Source organism: Geothermobacter hydrogeniphilus, assembly GCF_002898515.1.
GTDB lineage: Bacteria > Desulfobacterota > Desulfuromonadia > Desulfuromonadales > Geothermobacteraceae > Geothermobacter_A.
The window spans coordinates 18,414-37,761 of sequence record NZ_PPFX01000013.1; the positions used below are offsets into that span (position 1 = coordinate 18,414).

A 19,348-nucleotide genomic window follows, 5' to 3' on the forward strand; every position below is an offset into this window, starting at 1 on the left:
ATCCCCGGCAACAATGGTTTATCAACGTTTTTCACAGAATTATCCACAGTTGGTTGAAATAGCGGTCAACCCGGAACAACAATCTCCATCCGCCGCGATGATCTCTCATCGGCCCTCAGGTAACGACGCGGATCACTGATCTGCACCGTCAGAATCAACGGCAGATGGTTTGAGGCATGACGGGCTACCCCGAAGTATGGAATCGAAGATTCCAGGATGCGTAACTCTCCCCGCAGGTAGGCACGGTCGCGGCCGAACAACGGCAACCGGGCCGGATATGTACCGCGCCACAGGGGGCGCCGGGCCTTACGCAGCAGCAGTGCCAGGCTGAGATTGCCCGGCCCCCAGCCGCAGTCGGCGAAGTCCCCCAGCACCAGGGTCGGACAGACCAGCTCGCTGCTGCCCAGCAGGTCGGGCCCGAGCAGAGTCGCGACCTGCTGCTGACGGATCCGGGGCTGCAGGGTCAAACAAACATTGAACACGTGGAGACGCCGGCCGTGCAGTTCAAGGTCGGCGCGCAGGCAACGACCATCACCACCGAGATCAAATTCTCGCACTCCACTCAGGGGATAGTAGGAAAGAAAAGCGTTTGCATTTTCCCCCTGTTGACTGAAACAGGACATTCCCAGCCTCTCGCCGAGGGTCTGCAACGGGTTGCCGGGGCCATCGGTATTGATCCCCTGCAAGGCCACGATATCAGGCGCGGCATCGGCGATCACTTCGAGAATGCGACATGAATCAATGCTGCCGTCACTCCCGCAACAGCCATTGACCTGGTATGTCATGATGCGGATGGCATGCACGATTCAGGACTCCCTGCCGGCGAAGGGGCACCCCTGAATCCGTGAGTTCCTGTTGGATGGAGAGTGCAAGTGCTTGGCCTGAATGGGATTTCCAAAAATCTGAAGCGCACCCATAGGTTCGCTGGTGATTTTTGGGAAGCTCAGGCAGGTCAATGACTTGTGCTATCCGCCGACAAGGGACTCACGGATTCAGAGCATCATCATTCGGCGCGGCGGATGCTTTTGATCACCACCTGTTGCCGCGGCAGATTGGCGAACGGCCCCCCGCGGTGTTCGGTCGGCACCCGGGCGATGCGGTCAACGATGTCCATTCCCGCCACCACCTTGCCGAAAACCGCGTAGCCGAAACCGCGCGCGTCATTGCCGCGATGGTTGAGAAAATCATTATCCACCAGATTGATGAAAAACTGGCTGGTGGCCGAGTCGATCACGTTGGTTCGGGCCATGGCGATGGCCCCGCGAACATTTTTCAGGCCGTTGCCGGCCTCGTTCCTGATCGGCGGCCGGGTCGCCTTGCGCTTCAGGGCGGTATCAAAACCGCCACCCTGGATCATGAATCCCTTGATGACCCGGTGAAAAATGGTGCCATCGTAGAATCCCGCGTCGGCATAGGTGAGAAAATTTTTCACGGACTCCGGCGCCCTGGCTTCATCAAGGTCGAGGGTTATGGTTCCGAGATTGGTCGTCATCAGCACCCGGGTTCCGGCCAGCGCCGGCGAGGCAAGAGTCAGAACAATCAGCAGCAGAACAAGTTTTTTCATCGTGCTTCTCCTGGAATTCGGCCCACACAGGCCACCTATTCGGCTTTCAGATCTCTCTGCATCAGGTCGATGACCGCCTGGCGGGCCGATTTGTCCCGGTAGAGAATCTGGTACATCTGTTCGACAATCGGCGCGTCAATACCGAGCTTTTGCGCCAGTTGGCGGGCCGAGAGGGTGGTTTTGACCCCTTCGGCGACCATCTGCATGCCGGAGAGGATGTCATCCAAGGTGCGACCACGACCGAGTTCCATGCCGACGGTCCGGTTGCGCGACAGGTCGCCGGTGCAGGTCAGGACCAGATCCCCCATGCCGGCGAGACCGGAAAAGGTCGACTGTACCGCGCCCTTGGCCAACCCGATACGGGTGATTTCAGCCAGCCCGCGGGTGATCAGCGCCGCCCGGGTATTATGACCGAAGCCGAGGCCGTCAGACACCCCGGCAGCCAGGGCAATCACATTTTTTAACGCCCCGCCGAGTTCGACACCGACGATATCGCTGTTGGTATAAACCCGGAAAGCGTCACTGCTGAAGGCCGCCTGGACCTGCCCGGCGACCGCGTCGTCGAGAGCCGCCACGGCAACAGCGGTCGGCATTTCGGCAGCCACCTCGCGGGCAAAGGAAGGACCGGAGAGAAAAGCACTACGTTGCAGAATATCCGCGCCGGCGACATCTTCCAGCACCTCCGACATCAGCTGCAGACTGTCATTTTCAATCCCCTTGGACGCGGAGACGATCAGGGCCCGCGGTGACAGGTAAGGCAGCGCGGCAGTGAACACCCGGCGCAGCACCTGGCTCGGCGGCACCAGCAACAGCAGCTCGGCATCCGCGGTCGCGGTGCCGATATCATTGCTGTAGGAGAGCGTCTCGGCAAGCTGAACTCCCGGCAGATAGAGGTCATTTTCACGACTTGCCGGCAGACGTTCGGCGAGATCTTTTTCATACACCCAGAGGCAGACCTGGTGGCCGACACCGGCCAGCAGATCGGCCAAGGTCGTTCCCCAGCTACCGGCCCCGAGAACTCCAATCTTCATCTGTCTTTCTCCATCCCGGTTCGCACAGTTGTCTATGTCCTGAAGCCGTGGGCTCATGTCGAATGAAGAGTGTAAGTGCTTGGTCTGAATGCGGGTTCAAAAAATCTGAGACTCACCCACCAGGTTCGTCGGTGATTTATTGAACCTGCAGGCAGGCCAATGATTTGCGCTATTCGCCGGCAATGAGTTCGCGGTTTCAGGTATTTTATCATGTCACCTGAAAAAGGCCCTAAATGGCCTTCTTTTTCTTCGCCATGCGTCGACGGATCCGCTTGATGCGATGTTCCAGAACCTTCGGCTCGGGATAGTGCCCCTGCAGTTTCTTCAACTCGGCCAAAGCCCTGCGCAGTTCGTCCCGCTGTTCATAGATGCCGGCGAGGGCAAAACGGGACTCAAGGGCAAAACGGTTGCCGGGCCAACGCCGTATGCCTTCGGCGAAGGCGGCGGCTGCCTTGTCCGGCAGCTCATCCAGCAGATAGGTCATACCAACCCGGTACTGAACTTCGGGCAGCAGCTCGCTTTCAGGGTTGGATTTCAGCAGAGATTCGAACTCGATGCGCGCCTGCTCATAGTTTTCCAGCAGGAAATAACAGTCGGCGATCTGATAACGGATCTGGTCCGCGTCGTCGACCCCGGCATCGACCAACCGCTGCAGCAGGGTCAGGGCACTGGAATATTCATGCAATCGCTGCTTGTAGATCGCCGCCGCCCTGCGCTGGGCAGCAACCGCCTGCTGTGCCCGGGGGAAATCCCGCACCAGGCGCAGGTAGACCAGCAGCGCCTGCTGATACTGCCGGAGATTGAATTCAAGCAACTGCCCGGCGAGAAGCAGGGAACGCGGCGCCAGCGGTGAATCGGAAGCCGCGGTGGCCAGTCGCTGAAGATCATTGACCGCCGTGCCGTAGTCACCCTGCCGCGCCAGGGTCTCGGCCTGATGATAGCGGTAGAGATTGATCGCATCCCGCTGATTCCAGCAGAATACCGCAAGGGCGGTCAACAACAGCAGGCCGAGCAACAGTACCCGGCGCAGTCGTCGCCGGCGGGGGCTATTCGTCCGCCGGCGGCGTTCCTCCTTCAGTAGCCGGTTCTTCAGCTGACGTATCTTCAACTTCGTCTTCATCCTTTTCGGCCAGCTTGGCCACCGCCACGATGCGTTCCTCGTTCTCAAGCACCATCAGCCGTACGCCCTGAGTGTTGCGACCAATCTGGCGGATATCGGCAATTCGGGTGCGCAACAGCTTGCCGCGGTCGGTAATCAGCATCAGGTCGGCCTGTTCATCGACCAGGCGGATGGCAACCACTTCACCGTTGCGCTCGGACGTCTTGATGGTGATGATGCCCTTGCCGCCGCGACTCTGCACCCGATATTCGGTGATATCGGTGCGCTTGCCATAGCCGTTTTCGGTGACCGTGACCAGGGCCATGACGGTATTCTCGGTCACCGCCTGCATGCCGATCACCCGGTCATTCGCTTCCAGGTTCATGCCGCGCACCCCGCGTGCCGGTCGTCCCATGGAACGCACGTCGCTTTCAGGAAAACGAATCGACTTGCCGTGCCGACTGGCGAGAATCAGATCCATGCTGCCGTCGGTCAGCCGGGCTTCGATCAGTTCATCGTCCTCGTCGATGGTCAGGGCGATAATGCCGCCGGCACGCGGATTGGAGTAGGCCATCAATTCTGTTTTCTTGATAATGCCGTTGGCGGTGGCGGTGACGATGAACTTGCCTTCCTCGAAATCCTTGACCGGTAGGATGGTGCAGACTTTTTCACCGTTTTCAACCTGCAGCAGGTTGACGATCGCCTTCCCGCGCGAAGCGCGGCCGCCCTGCGGGATCTCGTGGACCTTGAGCCAGTAGACCTTACCCTTGTCGGTGAAGACCAGGATGTAGGAATGGGTCGAGGCGATGAACAGATTCTCAACGAAATCCTCTTCCTTGGGCCGCATCCCGGTCTTGCCCTTGCCGCCGCGGCGCTGAGCCCGGTAGAGGGAAACGGCGTTGCGCTTGATGTAGCCGCCGTGGGAGACGGTGACCACCATGTCCTCCTCGACAATCAGGTCCTCGATGGAGAGGTCGCCGGTTTTCTCGATGATTTCGGTTCGGCGTTCGTCACCGTAACGTTCCCTGATCTCGCCCAGTTCGGTCTTGATGATCTTGAGAATTTCAACTTCCGAAGCGAGGATTTCCTTGAGCCGCTTGATCAGGGCCATGATTTCCTCGTACTCGGCAATGATCTTGTCCCGCTCCAGCCCGGTCAGACGATGCAGGCGCATATCGAGAATCGCCTGGGCCTGGATCGCGGAAAGGCCGAAGCGTTCGATCAACCGCTCCTTGGCCATCGCCGGACTGGCCGAGGTCTTGATCAGTTCGATCACCTCGTCAAGGTTGTCGAGGGCGATCTTCAGGCCTTCGAGGATGTGAGCCCGGGCCTCGGCCTTTTTCAGTTCGAAGATGGTACGACGGGTGACGATCTCTTTGCGATGTTCAATGAATTTGTCGAGAATTTCGCGCAGGGTCATGACACGCGGCTGACCGTTGACGATGGCCAGCATGATGATGCCGAAACTGCTCTGCATCGCCGTCATCTTGTAGAGCTGGTTGAGAATCACCTGGGGAATGGTGTCCCGTTTCAGCTCGATGACAATGCGCATGCCGTCGCGATCCGACTCGTCGCGCAGGTCGGAAATGCCCTCGATTTTCTTGTCCTTGACCAGGTCGGCAATCTTCTCGATCAGTCGCGCCTTGTTGACCTGGTAGGGAATCTCGGTGACGATGATCGCCTCACGGCCGGTGCGGCGGTCCTTTTCGACCAGTGCCCGGGCGCGCATCTGCACGATGCCGCGGCCGGTGCGGTAGGCCTCGCGAATACCCTCGCGACCAAGAATAAAGGCGCCGGTCGGAAAATCGGGCCCGCTGATCCTGGTAATCAGCTCGTCAAAATGGATTTTCGGATTGTCGATCACCTCAATCAATCCGTCGATCACCTCGGTGAGATTGTGCGGCGGAATCTTGGTGGCCATGCCGACCGCGATCCCTTCCGAACCGTTGACCAGCAGGTTGGGGAACTTGCACGGCAGCACCAGTGGTTCCTGCAGTGAATCATCGTAGTTGGGCCCGAAATCAACCGTTTCCTTGTCGATGTCGGCCAGCAGTTCATGGGCCAGGCGGTTCATGCGCACTTCGGTGTAACGCATGGCAGCGGCGGAATCACCGTCGATGGAACCGAAATTGCCCTGACCGTCGACCAGCGGGTAACGCATGGAAAAATTCTGCGCCAGGCGGACAATGGTGTCATAGACCGCAGAATCGCCGTGGGGGTGGAATTTACCGATGACATCACCAACCACGCGGGCCGATTTCTTGTAGGGCTTGTTGTAATCGTTGCCGAGTTCGTTCATGGCGAACAAGACCCGGCGATGGACCGGTTTGAGACCATCGCGCACATCCGGCAGCGCCCGGCCGATAATGACGCTCATGGCATAGTCCATGTAGGACTTGCGCATTTCGTCTTCAATATTGACAGTGACCCGATTCTGATCGGAAAGCATGAAATTCCCTCCGGAAGAGTTTTAAACCAGAAAAACCGAAACACCAAGACGCGGAGAAGGAGAGACCGCTGAGACGCCCGGATTTTCCTTCGGACTGTCCTCTGCGCCTCTTCTTCTCTCTCTCTCCACCTCAGCGTTAATCTTTTATCAACGTCCTCAGATGTCCAGATTTGAAACGTTCAAGGCGTTAGTTTCGATAAACTCGCGACGCGGTTCGACCTGATCCCCCATCAGCACCGTGAAAATCTCATCGGCCATGACCGCGTCTTCGACCTTGACCTGCAGCAGCACCCGCTTGTCCGGGTCCATGGTGGTTTCCCACAACTGCTCCGGATTCATTTCGCCGAGGCCTTTATAACGCTGGATATACTGTCCCTTGCGGGCCCGGGCGAGGAAATGGTCGAGCAACTCGCCGCTGCTCGTCACCCGCGCCTCTTCCCCTTTTTCACTGCTGATCACCGCTTCGCCGGAGGGAATCAGATTTTCCACCTGGCGATAGGCCTGCAGCAGCAGTTTGTATTCGTGGGTGGCGATCAGTTCCAGGACATTGCGATCGACTCGCGCCCGGGTGGTGCCGAGTGTGAAGAGAATCCGTGGCGGATCATTCAGCACCAGGTACTCGGCGCGTGGTTCGAAGGCCTTCAGTTTTTCCGCCAGCGGGGTTAGATCCTCCATGTCACGGAAGCCGTTCTGGATCTTTCCTTCGACGAAAATCCGCAGCAGTTCCGGATTGATTCCCTTGTGAACCTTGCGGTTGAAGAGATCGCGGAATTCAATGATGTTGCGCAGGGTCGGCACGATCTGCTTGCCGCGCAGGGTCTTGCCCTCACCGGGAAGTTCGACACTCATGCCTTCGACTCCCTCGTTGAGCAGGTATTCCTGCAAGGCCATTTCATCTTTCAGATAGATTTCCTTTTTGCCGCGTTTGACCTTGTAGAGCGGCGGCTGGGCGATGTAGAGATGGCCTCGTTCCACAACTTCCGGCATCTGGCGGAAAAAGAACGTCAGCAGCAGGGTGCGGATATGCGAACCGTCGACATCGGCGTCGGTCATGATGATGATGCGATGATAGCGCAGTTTTTCGATGGAGAAGTCATCCTTGCCGATCCCGGTTCCCATAGCGGTGATCATGGTGCGGATTTCCTGGGAAGTCAGCATCTTGTCGAAACGCGCCTTCTCGACATTGAGTATCTTGCCTTTGAGCGGCAGGATCGCCTGGTAGCGGCGATCACGCCCCTGCTTGGCCGAACCACCGGCGGAATCACCCTCGACCAGATAGACTTCGCAAAGCGCCGGGTCCTTTTCCTGACAATCAGCCAGCTTGCCCGGCAGCGCGAGTGAATCGAGGACGCCCTTGCGACGGGTCAGGTCGCGGGCCTTGCGAGCCGCTTCCCGGGCCCGGGCTGCCTCGATCCCCTTCTCCAGAATCTTTTTTGCCACCGCTGGATTTTCTTCCAGGAACTCAGCCAGCTTCTCGTTCATCAGGGTCTCGACGTGGCCCTTGACCTCCGAGTTGCCGAGCTTGGTCTTGGTCTGGCCCTCGAACTGCGGATCGGGAATCTTGACCGAGATGACGGCCGCCATGCCTTCGCGCAGGTCATCGCCGGAGATGGTAGTTTTGAGATTTTTCAGCAGATTGTTGGCGGTTGCGTAGGTATTGAGAGTTCGCGTCAAGGCCGCCTTGAAACCGGAGAGATGGGTACCCCCTTCATGGGTGTTGATGTTGTTGGTGAAGGAGAAAATTTTCTCGTCATAGCCGTCATTGTACTGGATGGCGATTTCGACATCACAGTTGTCCTTCTCACCGTGAATATAGATCGGTTGAGGATGCAGGGAATTCTTGGCCCTGTTGAGATACTCAACAAATGAAGCGATACCGCCTTCATACTGGAAAGTATGCTCCTTTTCCGGATCCGTTCGTTCATCAATGATGCGGATTTTCACTCCGGCATTGAGAAAAGCCAGTTCACGCAGTCGTCGAGAGAGAATTTCAAAGGAAAATTCAGTGGTTTCAAAAATTTCCGCGTCGGGCCAGAACGTCACTTTGGTGCCGTGCAGCCTGGTCTCCTTCCCCTTGGTCAGCGGCCCGTTCGGTACCCCGCGATCGTAGCTCTGTGACCAGACAAAACCGTCACGGCGGATTTCCAGTTCCAGGTGAGAAGAGAGGGCATTGACCACCGAAACCCCGACACCATGCAGACCGCCGGAAACCTTGTAGGCCCCCTCTCCCTTGTCGTCGAACTTGCCGCCGGCATGCAGCACGGTCATGACTACTTCGGCCGCCGATTTATTCTGGGTTGAATGCATGTCGACCGGAATACCGCGTCCATTGTCCTCAACGGTACAGGAGTTGTCGATATGCAGGGTGACGACGATATCGTCACAATAGTTGGCCAGTGCTTCGTCGATGGAATTGTCAACAACTTCATAGACCAGGTGATGCAGTCCGTTGACCGCGGTCGAACCAATATACATGGCCGGCCGTTTGCGGACGGCCTCCAGTCCTTCCAGCACCTGGATACTGTCGGCCTGGTAACCTTCATGCCCTTGTTCTGTCATACCATCCTCATTTAGTTATGAATCCATGGAGGGATCCGGCTGAACCTTTCCCGCCTTGATTTCGAAGCATCGGATCGGGTTCAGATCGCGCTCCCGCAGGGAACTGATATCGGTTGTGGTTAAAAACACCTGTCCGCGATGTGCCAGCAGAAATTCAAAAAATGCGTTCCGGCGAAAACTGTCAAGTTCGCTGTTCAAGTCATCGAGCAACAGCACCGGAGACTGCCTGGTCTGCTCTTCCAGGTCCAGGACCTGGGCCGTTTTGAAGGCCAGCAGGAAAGACCGCTGCTGGCCCTGGGAACCATAGTTTTTCAGCGGTCGGCCATCGATACGGAACTGAAGATCATCACGATGCGGACCGGCCAGGGTCTGCTGATATTGTCGTTCCCGGGCAGCGGTCCGGTGCAGTTCGGCCAAGAGATCATCCGTTGTCAGCCCTATCCGTTCGGAAAAACCGAGATCAACCTCTTCAGTTCCACCGCATATGGTCCGGTAGCAATCCCGCAATCGCGGTCTTAACCGCTGTAGAAAAATCTCGCGCGCCTGTCTCAGTCTGGCTCCACTTTCCGCCAGCTTCTGGCTCCAGGGCCGCAGTTGCGCATCTTCGGCTGCCAGTTTCAACAAACGGTTCCGTTGTTTCAGACAACGTTGAAAATCTCTGGCAATCTGCAAAAACCCGCTGTTGGTCTGAAAAATCGCTCGGTCCAGAAGAGAACGGCGACCGCCCGGATTTCCTCGGATCAGGGAAATTTCTTCCGAGGTAAACAGTACAGTTTTCAGACGACCAAGCATTTCGGCAGCGTTGACTATACGTTTGCCGTCAATGTCGGCGCTCTGTCCTTCACGGGTCAGGAGCAGCTCAAACCGATGACAGACCCCTGACATACAGATACCCGCCGACAGGCGGGCCTCGTCTCGACCGATTTTTATCAGAGTTTCACGTCGATTGGAACGAAAACTCTTCAATTGGCCGAGCAGATAGATCGCTTCCAGCAGGTTGGTTTTTCCCTGGGCATTGTCTCCCCAGATAACATTGAACCCGGTCGACGGTTCGACCCGCAAATCCTGCAGATTACGAAACCCCTGCAGTTTCAATTCCCTGAGGCGCATTGCAGGGACCGTCCGGTCATAGCCGCATAGGCATGACCACAGCCAGAAAGTCTCTATCCTCCACCGGGGTTATCATCCCCGGCGACATATTGTCCCTGACCTGAAGAATGACTTCGTCTTCCTTCTGTACCTGAAGAATATCGAGCATGTAGCGGGAATTGAAACCGATTGCTATTTCCTGCCCGCTGTAATCGATCTCCAGGTCCTCCCGGGCATCACCCAGTTCGGGATTCGAGGATGATATCTCCAGCCTGCCCGGCTGCAGCAGAACTTTGACTCCGCGTGATTTTTCACTGGAAAGGATAGCCATACGTCGCAGGGCGTGGAAAAATTTTTCCCGGGGAATTTTTGCCACCATATCCTGAGACTGAGGGATAACCCGGGTATAATCGGGAAATTCACCATCGACCAGACGCATGATGATAACGGTCTGATCTTTCTGAATAACGGCATTGTTATCCATGAAGCCCAGTCGAATATCACTGTCACTCTCTTCGGCTATCTTGCGCAGCTCGAAAATGCCCTTTTTCGGGAAAATAACCCCTTTTCGTAATTCCTCGCTTTCAGTTCCTTCCAATTCGCGTTGAATCAGTGCCAGTCGATGGCCGTCGGTTGCCACCAGACGCAGAAGTTGACGTCCTTCAAGTTCAATATTCTGAAAGAAAATGCCGTTCAGATTGTACTTGCTCTCATCAGTTGACATGGAAAAAGCGGTTTTTTCCAGCAGGTCGCTGATGACCCCGCTCGGCAGTGAAATGAAATCCCCCTGTTCGACATCCGGAAAATAGGGGAATTCATCGGCCGCCAGACCAACGATATTGAAAAGCGCTTTTCCACAGCGGATTTCTATCCAGCAGTTCTCCTTGGCACCGAGTGTGACCTCCCCCTCGGGCAACTCCTTGATGATCTCAAACAGTTTCTTGGCTGAAACCGTCACCTTGCCGGGTTTGGCAGTGTCGGCCTGATAACTGGCCCGCATTCCGACTTCGAGATCCGTGGCCGTGATCTCAATTTCACCGTCTCGGGCTTCGATCAGAACATTGGAAAGAATCGGAATCGTATTGCGTTTTTCAACAATCCCCTGGATCCTGGCGAGCGCCTTGAGAAAAATCTCACGTTCGATGGTGAATTGCATGCTTTCCTCCTGTCAACAGGTAACTATTATTTATTATCTTTTATTTCTTAAAGACAGTAGTAATACATAGAGCCTGTTGAAACTGTTAAAGCTAAAAAAAATCCTTTAAAAACATGTTGTTAAATAACTTTCGAGGTTGTGGAGAAAAACGTGTGCGAAGGTCATCTGTTGTGGATGAACGTCATTTTTGAACTGCATCCACATTTTGTCCCCCGCTCTCTGCACAGCTTTTACCGGTCAGGATTCAAGAGTGGCGCGAATGGATCCCACGGATGCACTCAACTGCATATCGTCAGCCATTTTAGCCTCGATCTTCTTGATGGCGTGAATAATGGTCGAGTGGTCCTTACCGCCGAATTTATCGCCTATTTCCGGATAGGAACAGGGTGTCAGCTGGCGGGAAATATACATCGCGACCTGGCGTGGCAAAACCAGAGCCTTGAGCCGCTTGGATGATTTGAGATCGCTGACCTTGATGCCGTAATGAGCGGCGACGGTTTTCTGAATTTCTTCGATCGATATTTCGCGGCGTTTTTCAACCAGAATATTTTTAAGTACTTCCTTGGCCATGGCCAGGGTGATAGGCGTGGCTGTCAGACTGGCATAGGCGCCGATACGAATCAGGTAACCTTCGAGTTCGCGGACATTGCTACTGATCGAGTTGGCCAGAAAAAATGTTACATTTTCCGGCAGGTCGATACCGTTCTGTTCGGCCTTGATTTTAAGGATAGCCTGCTTTGTTTCAACATCCGGGGCCTGGATATCGGCGATCAACCCCCATTCAAAGCGTGATCGCAGTCGTTCTTCAAGCCCTGGTATTTCCTTCGGGAATTTATCAGAGGTGACAACGATCTGCTTGTGACTTTCGTAGAGGGAGTTGAAGGTGTGGAAAAACTCTTCCTGGGTCCGTTCCTTGCCGGCAATGAATTGAACATCATCGATCAGCAGGACATCCATGGAACGAAATTTGTTGCGAAACTCATCCATTTTCGCGTAACGCAATGAATTGATGAGTTCATTCATGAATTTTTCCGAAGTATAGTAGCAGATACGCATCTCCGGATTATTCTGCAGGATGGCGTTGCCGATGGCATTGATAAGGTGGGTTTTTCCGAGTCCCACGCCGCCGTAGATGAAGAGCGGATTGTAGGTTGTGGCCGGGTTGGTGGCGACAGCGCGGGCGGCCGCGTAGGCAAACTGATTGGACGAACCGGAAACGAATTCGTCGAAGGTATATTTCTTGTTGAGATTGTAAACGCCGGGATTTTTCCCCACTGTTTTGGTTCTGACCGGTTCTGCGGGCTGTTGCTGAACCGGCAGTTCAGGTTCTCCCTTTTTCTGCTGCAGGGGGGCTATATCTATCTGCAGTTGATAGGAGACAGCACCGATGGTTGATATGGTTTCCTGGATAAGATCGGCATAGTTGTCGCTGATCCAGGAGTATATAAAACGATTGGGAACCTCAAGCCGAACCAGATCCTTGTCGATCGACACCAGGCGGATTGGTTTGATCCAGGTGTTGTAGTGCTGGGGCGTGAGATGCTTCTCCAGCTGCTCAAGAGTTTCCTGCCATAGTGGGTTCATTGATCAATCGATTCAGGGTGTTGCCGATTCCGGGAGGGAAAGCAACCGGCGGACTATTAAAATAATTATCCACAGTTTTATAAACAGCTGTGGAAATAATTAATAACTAGTTGAAAACAGGTTGTTTCATGGAGAAAAATAGACCTGAAAAGCGAGTTTTAAGCTAGCAGAGAGGTTGTCGTTTGGCAAGAAAATTTTCACCTGTTGACGATGCGTCCGGCTTTTGTATCGTTTCCCTTTTTCCCGGTCGTCCGACTGCCGTTTTCCTTTTATTTTGCCGGCTGCAGTCTCCTCAATCCGGGAAGAATTCGTGACTCTGTATCTTGTCCATGAAAAGAGGTATGGGCCTGGGGATGCGATCCTTTATCTGAGGGGCGATAAATTCTTGACAGTCTTCCATCAATGGGGGTAAAAGTACCCTTTGCCATAAAGCAGATAATGCTGAAAACTATATAGGAGAAAAGAAGACGATGAAACGCACCTATCAACCGAGTCGTATCAGCCGCAAGAGAACTCATGGTTTCCGTAAGCGGATGCAGAGCAAGAATGGCCAGTCGGTTATTCGTCGCCGCCGGGCCAAGGGCCGCAAGACACTTGCAGCAACCATTCCGAGCAAATAACGGAGTCGCGGGTGGGCCGGCGCGGGCAGACTTTTCCCGCTGCACACCGACTTAAAAATCGGCAGGATTTCCTGCAGTGTAAGAAAATGGGGCGCAAGGTACATACGTCCCATTTTCTTATTTTTATCGAACAGCATCAGCGACCCGGGCCGAGCAGGCTTGGTTTGACCGTCAGTCGTAAGGTGGGGAATGCGGTTGTCCGCAACCGGGTTAAACGATTGGTGCGTGAATTCTTCCGTACCCGCTATCATCAGCTCGCTGCCAACTGCAGTTATTCGGTTATTGCCAAACGGAACGCCGGTGAGATCAAATTCGAAGATCTCTGTCGTCAACTTCAGGTTCTCCTGAAACAGTGAGTTTTCGTTGCGGCCATCATTCATGCTTGGAAAAATCTTTATTTTTCTTATTGATTTTTACCGAAAGGTGGTTTCGCCGTTTAAGCCGCCCGTCTGTCGATTTTATCCCAGTTGTTCCTGTTATATGCGTGATGCCGTCCGTAGATACGGTCCTTTTAAAGGAGTTTGGCTCGGTGTCAGGCGCCTGGTCAAATGTGGTCCCTGGCATCCCGGTGGCTACGATCCATTACGCTGAAGCGACTATTTCCCGGAGAATGCAGTATGGAAAATAAAAATACTATTATTGCCATCGTTCTGATGGCGGTTGTCTGGCTCGGTTTTACTTTCTTTTTCAAGCCTTCTCCCCCGGTCGTTGCTCCAGAAGTCGGCCAGCACCAGGAGGCTGCTCCGAAAGTCGTTGAAAAGAAGGTGACACAGCAGCCTGTGGCAGCTCCGGTGCCGACAGCGGATCTGGCTCCTCCTGTCAATGAACAGTTGATCAATGTTGAAAATGATTATCTGCGGTTACAGATCAGTTCCTCCGGTGCCCGCATCAAGCATGTTGAATTAAAGCAGTACCGGGTTTCAGCTGATATCGATGCCGCGCCGGTTGTCTTGCATCCCAACGGTCCCCTGCGTACCGCAACTCTGAAGACCACGGGTCGCGAAGGACTTTCGGTTCCTGTAGATGCAAACTTTCAACTGCTGTCGGGGGAAAAGAACATTAATCTCAAACCCGGTCAAACGGCTGATCTGGTTTTTCGTTATGTCGACCAGGCCAATGGTCTGCAGGTCGATAAAGTCTTTCATTTCAACGGTGATAATTACCAGTTTGATATGAACTACCAGGTTAAAAATATTTCCAACCTGAATAAAAGCGGCGTGCTGCAATTAAGCCTGATTCAGCCCTGGGATGAGAAACTCCATTCCAGTCGTTATGATTTTATCGGACCGGTCACTTATACCGGTAAGGATCTTGAGACCGATAAGGTGAAAAAACTGGCAGAGCAGATCAAGAGTTATCAGCAACCAGTCTGGTCTGGATTTGAAACCAAGTATTTTATCAGTGCTGCTGCCCCGCTTGGAAACTCGATTGAGAAGGTCACCGTTTCCAAAGAGGGTGAGTTGATCGAAAATACCTTTTCTTCGACATACTTCAATATTGCTCCGCAGGCGACCGCGCAGATAGGAGTCAATTTCTATTTCGGTCCCCGTGATTCTGAAATACTCAAGCAGGCTGGACATCAATTCGATAAAGCCATTGATCTTGGTTTTTTTGCTGTCATCGCGTCACCTTTGCGTTATGTGCTTAAATTTTTCTATGGTTTTGTTGGTAATTACGGGGTTTCCATCATCCTGCTGACCGTCATCATCAAGCTCATCTTCTGGCCGTTGACTCAAAAAAGCTATACGTCGATGAAGGAAATGCAGAAGATTCAGCCTGAAATGGCCAAGATCAGGGAAAAATTCAAAAACGACAAGGAGCGGATGAACAAAGAGATCATGGCTCTTTACAAGGATAAAAGAGTCAATCCTCTCGGCGGTTGTCTGCCGATGGTCATCCAGATTCCGGTTTTCTTTGCGCTCTACCGGGTGTTGATGGTCGATATCGCCCTGCGGCATGCCCCCTTTGTTTTCTGGTTGCAGGATCTATCTGCGAAAGATCCCTACTACATCACCCCGGTTATTATGGGGGTGACCATGTTTATTCAGCAGAAAATGACCCCTTCGACCATGGACCCGAAACAGGCCAAAATGTTCATGATGATGCCGGTTGTTTTTACCTTCCTGTTCCTGAATTTCCCTTCCGGCCTTGTTGTCTACTGGTTGACCAACAACCTGTTGACCATTGGTCAACAGTATATGATTCATCGTAAACCGTCCTGAAGGAGCCATGGTCCAGGAACTTCTTCATTTTCAGGTGTCGGCAACCGGTCTGGCTGAAGCCGTTGATCGGGGAATACAGCATTTCAACTGCAATCGCAGTGATCTGGAAGTGGATATTTTGCAACCGCCAAGGCAGGGATTGTTCGGATTGTTCGGTCGCAAAAATGCCGTGGTGCGACTCCGGGTCATCAATCGTGTTCAGGCCGGTCGGCTGATTCTGGAGAAGCTGCTGTCGTTGATCGGAATGGATGCCCGGGTCGAGAGTTCAATCCCGGCGCGGACTCTTAATATCATCTCTGATCAGAGTGCCATTATCATCGGCCGCCATGGTCAGACGATTGACAGCCTGCAAACCGTACTCAACGGTCTTCTTGATAGTGCCCTTCCAGGCGGTGGTCGACTGGTTGTTGATTGCGATGACTACCGGCAGAGACGCATAGCCGCCTTGCAGGGGCTCGCCCGCAAACTGGTACGCCAGGCCAGGGAATCGGGCGGGACCGCCATCAGTGAATCTCTTCCCGGTGATCAATGTCACATTCTGCAGCAGTTGCTGACCAGAATGCCGGATATTACCGTGTGGACCCGGGGACAAGGACATCTGAAGCAGATGGTTGTCGGTTTAAAGGCCTGACCGTGAACACTGAAACAACGATTATCGCTCCGGCAACCCCTCCCGGCGAAGGCGGGCTGGCGGTTGTCCGGTTGTCCGGATCATCGTCCGAGAGCCTGTTACGACGTTTTTTCAAACCCTCCGGAAAATTTCCGTCCCTTGACAGTCATCGGCTCTATCACGGTAATCTTGTTGACACTGACGGGTCCCTGATCGATGAAGTTATGGCGGTTCTCATGCGTGCTCCCCGTACCTTTACCCGGGAAGATGTGGCGGAGATCCATTGCCATGGCGGACCGCTGATTGTTCAGCAGATTCTCGATCTTTTCATCACTGCCGGAGCCACTCTTGCCCAGCCGGGTGAATTTACTCTACGAGCCTTCCTCAATGGACGAATCGATCTGGCACAGGCTGAAGCGGTTGCGGATCTGATTCACGCCCGTTCTGTTTCAGCTCAAAGAGTTGCTCTGAATCAGCTGCAAGGAAAACTTTCACAGATAATCAGGATTTACCATCGGCAGGTGGTTGATTTGCTGGCGTTGGTTGAGGCACATATCGATTTCCTTGAAGAGGATATTTCTCCACCTCAGCCCGATGTTCTCTGCCGTTCAGCAGAAGAAATTATTGAGGCGATCGAAAAACTGCTTGCGGGTTTCAACAGTGGCCGGATGATTCATGATGGATTGCGAATACTGCTGGCGGGAAAACCGAATGTCGGTAAAAGTTCGCTTTTAAACTGTCTTCTTGGAGAATCGCGGGCCATTGTATCCCCGTCCGCCGGAACAACCCGGGATACAATCGAAGAATCGTTATTGCTGCATGATCTTCCTGTACGCTTGATAGATACGGCCGGCATACGTCATACTGACGATCCTGTTGAACAGGAAGGTGTTCGCAGGGCGCGGGAAAAAACCGGCAGCGCCGATCTTGTACTATTGCTGATCAATGCTGATCAGCATCCGGATCAGGATGATTTACTGGCTCTGGATTCATGTTGCGAACAGAAGTTGCTGCTGGTCATCAATAAACAGGATCTTTCCCCCCCGGTTCAATTATCTCCACCCTGGTCGGACTACCCCCAGGTCTTTATCAGTGCAAAATATAGACAGAATATCGATGGACTGATTGAGGCCGCCCGTGACCTGGTCGGTCTTTCAGGTGGCGCGGATAGCGGTGAATCGGTCATGCTTTATGAACGTCGTCATTATCAGTCCCTGTTGCAGGCCAAATCTTGTCTGCAACGGTTTATTTCCGGATGCCGGGCAGGTTTTGGTTTTGAATTGTTAGCCCTTGATCTGCGCGACACACTGCAGTCGATCGGTCAGATTACCGGTGAAACCACTCCAGATCAGGTCCTTGACCGGATTTTCAGTCAGTTTTGTATCGGAAAATAATGAAATTGTTTCACGTGGAACATTTCCACAAGATGTTGTGGTCTGGTGACCTCTTTAATCGACATGCTGTGGCGGTGTTGTTCATAAGGAAGCAGGATGCCGACCATGTTCAGTTATGGTAAGGAATATCAGGTTATAGTAGTCGGGGCCGGACATGCCGGTTGCGAAGCGGCGCTGGCCGCCGCACGAATCGGTTGTTCTACGCTGTTGTTGAACCTGAGTCTGGATACGGTAGCACAGATGTCCTGCAATCCGGCGATTGGTGGTCTCGCCAAGGGTCACCTGGTCAAGGAGATCGATGCGCTCGGCGGCGAAATGGGTCTCAATATTGATGTCACCGGGATACAATTCCGAGTTCTGAATACCCGTAAGGGACCCGCGGTCAGGGCTTCGCGGGCACAGGCTGACCGGCGCGCTTACGCATTGCGGATGAAGCAGGTTCTCGAAGCGGAATCGCGACTTGATCTTAAGCAGGGCGCGGTGGATGCCCTGGAAGTTGAGGGCAACAGAGTGGTCGGGGTAAAAACCCGTGAAGGAATCACTTACCGGGGACAGAATGTGGTGCTGACCACCGGGACCTTCATGCGCGGCCTGATTCATGTCGGTTTGAATCATTATCCCGGCGGTCGTGCCGGCGAGCCTCCTTCGATCGGCCTGTCAGATAATCTTCGCAGCCTCGGCCTGCAGGTCGGTCGATTGAAAACCGGTACGCCGGCACGGCTTGATCGCAACAGTATCGATTTTTGCCGTCTTGAAGAGCAGTTTGGCGATGATCATCCGCGCCCCTTCTCCTTTCTTAATCGACGTATTGAGCAGTCCCAGGTTTCCTGCTACATCACTTATACCAATGAGCGTACCCACGAGATAATCCGCCAGGGGCTTGACCGTTCGCCTCTTTATAGCGGCATTATTGAAGGTGTCGGGCCCCGCTACTGCCCTTCTATTGAGGATAAAGTGGTGCGATTTCCGGATAAGGATCGTCACCAGCTTTTTCTCGAACCGGAGGGATTGCAGAGCAACGAAATCTATCCCAACGGCGTCTCGACCTCTCTTCCTCCCGATGTGCAGCTCGCGTTTCTGCGTTCCATCAGCGGGTTGGAGCAGGTGGAGATCATGCGACCAGGTTATGCCATCGAGTATGACTATGTCGATCCGATCCAGTTGCAACCCACCCTGGAAACCAAGTTGATTGAAGGTCTTTTTCATGCCGGGCAGATCAACGGTACCTCAGGTTACGAGGAGGCGGCGGCACAGGGACTGATCGCCGGCATCAATGCCGCATGTCGGGCCCGGGGTGAAGAGCCGCTGATCCTGCGCCGCGACCAGGCCTATATCGGGGTGCTGATCGACGACCTGATCAATCTCGGGGCGCCGGAACCCTATCGGATGTTTACGTCGCGGGCTGAATACCGGCTGTTGTTGCGTGAGGATAATGCCGACCAGCGGTTGACCCCCTTCGGTCGCAAGGTGGGGCTGGTTGACGATAAACGCTGGGCATTATTTGAAGGGAAACTTGATCAGCTCGGCAGAGCCCGGGAGATTGCCGCGCGGGTGCGGGTGGCACCCGGTGACCGGAAACAGGTCGCGCGGCTAGGATTGCCGGACCTGAACAATGGGGCCAGCCTGGAAGAACTGCTGCGTCGTCCGCAGTTGACGATTAAGGATCTGGCATGGCTGGACGAGGAATTGGAAGGGTTCCCCGGTGAGGTTCTCGAACAGTTGGAGATCGAGACCAAGTATGCCGGTTATATCCGCCGTCAGGAGGATGAGGTCGCCCGCTTCCGGAAAACCGAAGAGGTACGGATTCCGGAAGATTTTCATTATGCCGGAATTGGCGGTATGTCAGCCGAAGTAATTGAAAAACTAGAGAAAATTCGTCCAAGAACCCTCGGTCAGGCGGCCCGGATACCCGGTGTGACCCCGGCCGCGGTGGCCATCCTGTCGGTCCTGCTGCGCCGTGGCTGAGTTCAG

The 19,348-nt window shown here is 54.1% G+C and carries 16 protein-coding genes; 7 read left to right on the forward strand and 9 right to left on the reverse strand.

Annotation, left to right across the window (positions count from 1 at the left end; all coding sequences use genetic code 11):
- Positions 1–65: 65 nt before the first annotated feature.
- From C2E25_RS07400 to dnaA, 9 genes are all read right to left on the reverse strand, one after another.
- Positions 66–803, reverse strand: coding sequence for an endonuclease/exonuclease/phosphatase family protein (locus C2E25_RS07400; protein ID WP_103115125.1), 738 nt, complete (start codon positions 801–803; stop codon positions 66–68).
- 200 nt (positions 804–1,003) lie between these two features.
- The gene (locus C2E25_RS07405; protein WP_103115126.1) at positions 1,004–1,564 is read right to left on the reverse strand and encodes a peptidylprolyl isomerase; all 561 of its coding nucleotides are present in this window, start codon (positions 1,562–1,564) and stop codon (positions 1,004–1,006) included.
- 35 nt (positions 1,565–1,599) lie between these two features.
- Positions 1,600–2,595 carry an NAD(P)H-dependent glycerol-3-phosphate dehydrogenase gene (locus tag C2E25_RS07410; protein WP_103115127.1) on the reverse strand — a complete coding sequence of 332 codons (996 nt, stop codon included), beginning with the start codon at positions 2,593–2,595 and terminating at the stop codon, positions 1,600–1,602.
- 229 nt (positions 2,596–2,824) lie between these two features.
- Positions 2,825–3,703 carry a tetratricopeptide repeat protein gene (locus tag C2E25_RS07415; protein WP_158247177.1) on the reverse strand — a complete coding sequence of 293 codons (879 nt, stop codon included), beginning with the start codon at positions 3,701–3,703 and terminating at the stop codon, positions 2,825–2,827.
- The gene (gene gyrA, locus C2E25_RS07420; RefSeq protein WP_103115129.1) at positions 3,642–6,143 is read right to left on the reverse strand and encodes a DNA gyrase subunit A; all 2,502 of its coding nucleotides are present in this window, start codon (positions 6,141–6,143) and stop codon (positions 3,642–3,644) included. The genes C2E25_RS07415 and gyrA overlap by 62 nt, the downstream gene beginning before the upstream one ends.
- 156 nt (positions 6,144–6,299) lie before the next feature.
- The gene (gene gyrB / locus C2E25_RS07425; RefSeq protein WP_103115130.1) at positions 6,300–8,702 is read right to left on the reverse strand and encodes a DNA topoisomerase (ATP-hydrolyzing) subunit B; all 2,403 of its coding nucleotides are present in this window, start codon (positions 8,700–8,702) and stop codon (positions 6,300–6,302) included.
- A 15-nt stretch (positions 8,703–8,717) separates the two neighbouring features.
- Entirely contained in the window at positions 8,718–9,812 is a 1,095-nt protein-coding gene (gene recF, locus C2E25_RS07430) for a DNA replication/repair protein RecF (RefSeq protein ID WP_103115131.1), read from the reverse strand.
- Positions 9,813–9,828: 16 nt separating this feature from the next.
- Positions 9,829–10,947: a DNA polymerase III subunit beta gene (gene dnaN, locus C2E25_RS07435; RefSeq protein ID WP_103115132.1), complete on the reverse strand. Its 1,119-nt coding sequence runs from the start codon at positions 10,945–10,947 to the stop codon at positions 9,829–9,831.
- Between the two features lie 237 nt (positions 10,948–11,184).
- Positions 11,185–12,531 (reverse strand): chromosomal replication initiator protein DnaA, encoded by a 1,347-nt coding sequence (gene dnaA / locus C2E25_RS07440; protein ID WP_103115133.1) that lies wholly within the window; start codon positions 12,529–12,531, stop codon positions 11,185–11,187.
- A gap of 470 nt (positions 12,532–13,001) precedes the next feature.
- Here dnaA and rpmH point away from each other — a divergent pair, with 470 nt between their 5' ends.
- From rpmH to mnmG, 7 genes are all read left to right on the forward strand, one after another.
- Positions 13,002–13,151 carry a 50S ribosomal protein L34 gene (rpmH, locus tag C2E25_RS07445; protein ID WP_085011122.1) on the forward strand — a complete coding sequence of 50 codons (150 nt, stop codon included), beginning with the start codon at positions 13,002–13,004 and terminating at the stop codon, positions 13,149–13,151.
- A gap of 86 nt (positions 13,152–13,237) precedes the next feature.
- Positions 13,238–13,507, forward strand: a complete 270-nt coding sequence (gene rnpA, locus C2E25_RS17825) for a ribonuclease P protein component (RefSeq protein WP_420094621.1) — start codon at positions 13,238–13,240, stop codon at positions 13,505–13,507.
- A gap of 22 nt (positions 13,508–13,529) precedes the next feature.
- The gene (yidD, locus tag C2E25_RS07455; protein WP_103115135.1) at positions 13,530–13,742 is read left to right on the forward strand and encodes a membrane protein insertion efficiency factor YidD; all 213 of its coding nucleotides are present in this window, start codon (positions 13,530–13,532) and stop codon (positions 13,740–13,742) included.
- 26 nt (positions 13,743–13,768) lie between these two features.
- Positions 13,769–15,373, forward strand: a complete 1,605-nt coding sequence (yidC, locus tag C2E25_RS07460) for a membrane protein insertase YidC (protein ID WP_158247179.1) — start codon at positions 13,769–13,771, stop codon at positions 15,371–15,373.
- A 7-nt stretch (positions 15,374–15,380) separates the two neighbouring features.
- Positions 15,381–16,004 (forward strand): Jag N-terminal domain-containing protein, encoded by a 624-nt coding sequence (locus tag C2E25_RS07465; protein ID WP_103115137.1) that lies wholly within the window; start codon positions 15,381–15,383, stop codon positions 16,002–16,004.
- 2 nt (positions 16,005–16,006) lie between these two features.
- The gene (gene mnmE / locus C2E25_RS07470; RefSeq protein ID WP_158247180.1) at positions 16,007–17,377 is read left to right on the forward strand and encodes a tRNA uridine-5-carboxymethylaminomethyl(34) synthesis GTPase MnmE; all 1,371 of its coding nucleotides are present in this window, start codon (positions 16,007–16,009) and stop codon (positions 17,375–17,377) included.
- A gap of 105 nt (positions 17,378–17,482) precedes the next feature.
- Positions 17,483–19,342 carry a tRNA uridine-5-carboxymethylaminomethyl(34) synthesis enzyme MnmG gene (gene mnmG, locus C2E25_RS07475; RefSeq protein WP_103115179.1) on the forward strand — a complete coding sequence of 620 codons (1,860 nt, stop codon included), beginning with the start codon at positions 17,483–17,485 and terminating at the stop codon, positions 19,340–19,342.
- The last annotated feature ends 6 nt before the right edge of the window (positions 19,343–19,348 follow it).

Coding starts and splice junctions, on each gene's coding strand:
- C2E25_RS07405 (WP_103115126.1), bottom strand. CDS start 1,564: ATGAAAAAACTTGTTCTGCTGCTGATTGTTCTGACTCTTGCCTCGCCG.
- C2E25_RS07410 (WP_103115127.1), bottom strand. CDS start 2,595: ATGAAGATTGGAGTTCTCGGGGCCGGTAGCTGGGGAACGACCTTGGCC.
- gyrA (WP_103115129.1), bottom strand. CDS start 6,143: ATGCTTTCCGATCAGAATCGGGTCACTGTCAATATTGAAGACGAAATG.
- gyrB (WP_103115130.1), bottom strand. CDS start 8,702: ATGACAGAACAAGGGCATGAAGGTTACCAGGCCGACAGTATCCAGGTG.
- recF (WP_103115131.1), bottom strand. CDS start 9,812: ATGCGCCTCAGGGAATTGAAACTGCAGGGGTTTCGTAATCTGCAGGAT.
- dnaN (WP_103115132.1), bottom strand. CDS start 10,947: ATGCAATTCACCATCGAACGTGAGATTTTTCTCAAGGCGCTCGCCAGG.
- dnaA (WP_103115133.1), bottom strand. CDS start 12,531: ATGAACCCACTATGGCAGGAAACTCTTGAGCAGCTGGAGAAGCATCTC.
- rpmH (WP_085011122.1), top strand. CDS start 13,002: ATGAAACGCACCTATCAACCGAGTCGTATCAGCCGCAAGAGAACTCAT.
- rnpA (WP_420094621.1), top strand. CDS start 13,238: ATGGGGCGCAAGGTACATACGTCCCATTTTCTTATTTTTATCGAACAG.
- yidD (WP_103115135.1), top strand. CDS start 13,530: ATGCTTGGAAAAATCTTTATTTTTCTTATTGATTTTTACCGAAAGGTG.
- yidC (WP_158247179.1), top strand. CDS start 13,769: ATGGAAAATAAAAATACTATTATTGCCATCGTTCTGATGGCGGTTGTC.
- C2E25_RS07465 (WP_103115137.1), top strand. CDS start 15,381: ATGGTCCAGGAACTTCTTCATTTTCAGGTGTCGGCAACCGGTCTGGCT.
- mnmG (WP_103115179.1), top strand. CDS start 17,483: ATGTTCAGTTATGGTAAGGAATATCAGGTTATAGTAGTCGGGGCCGGA.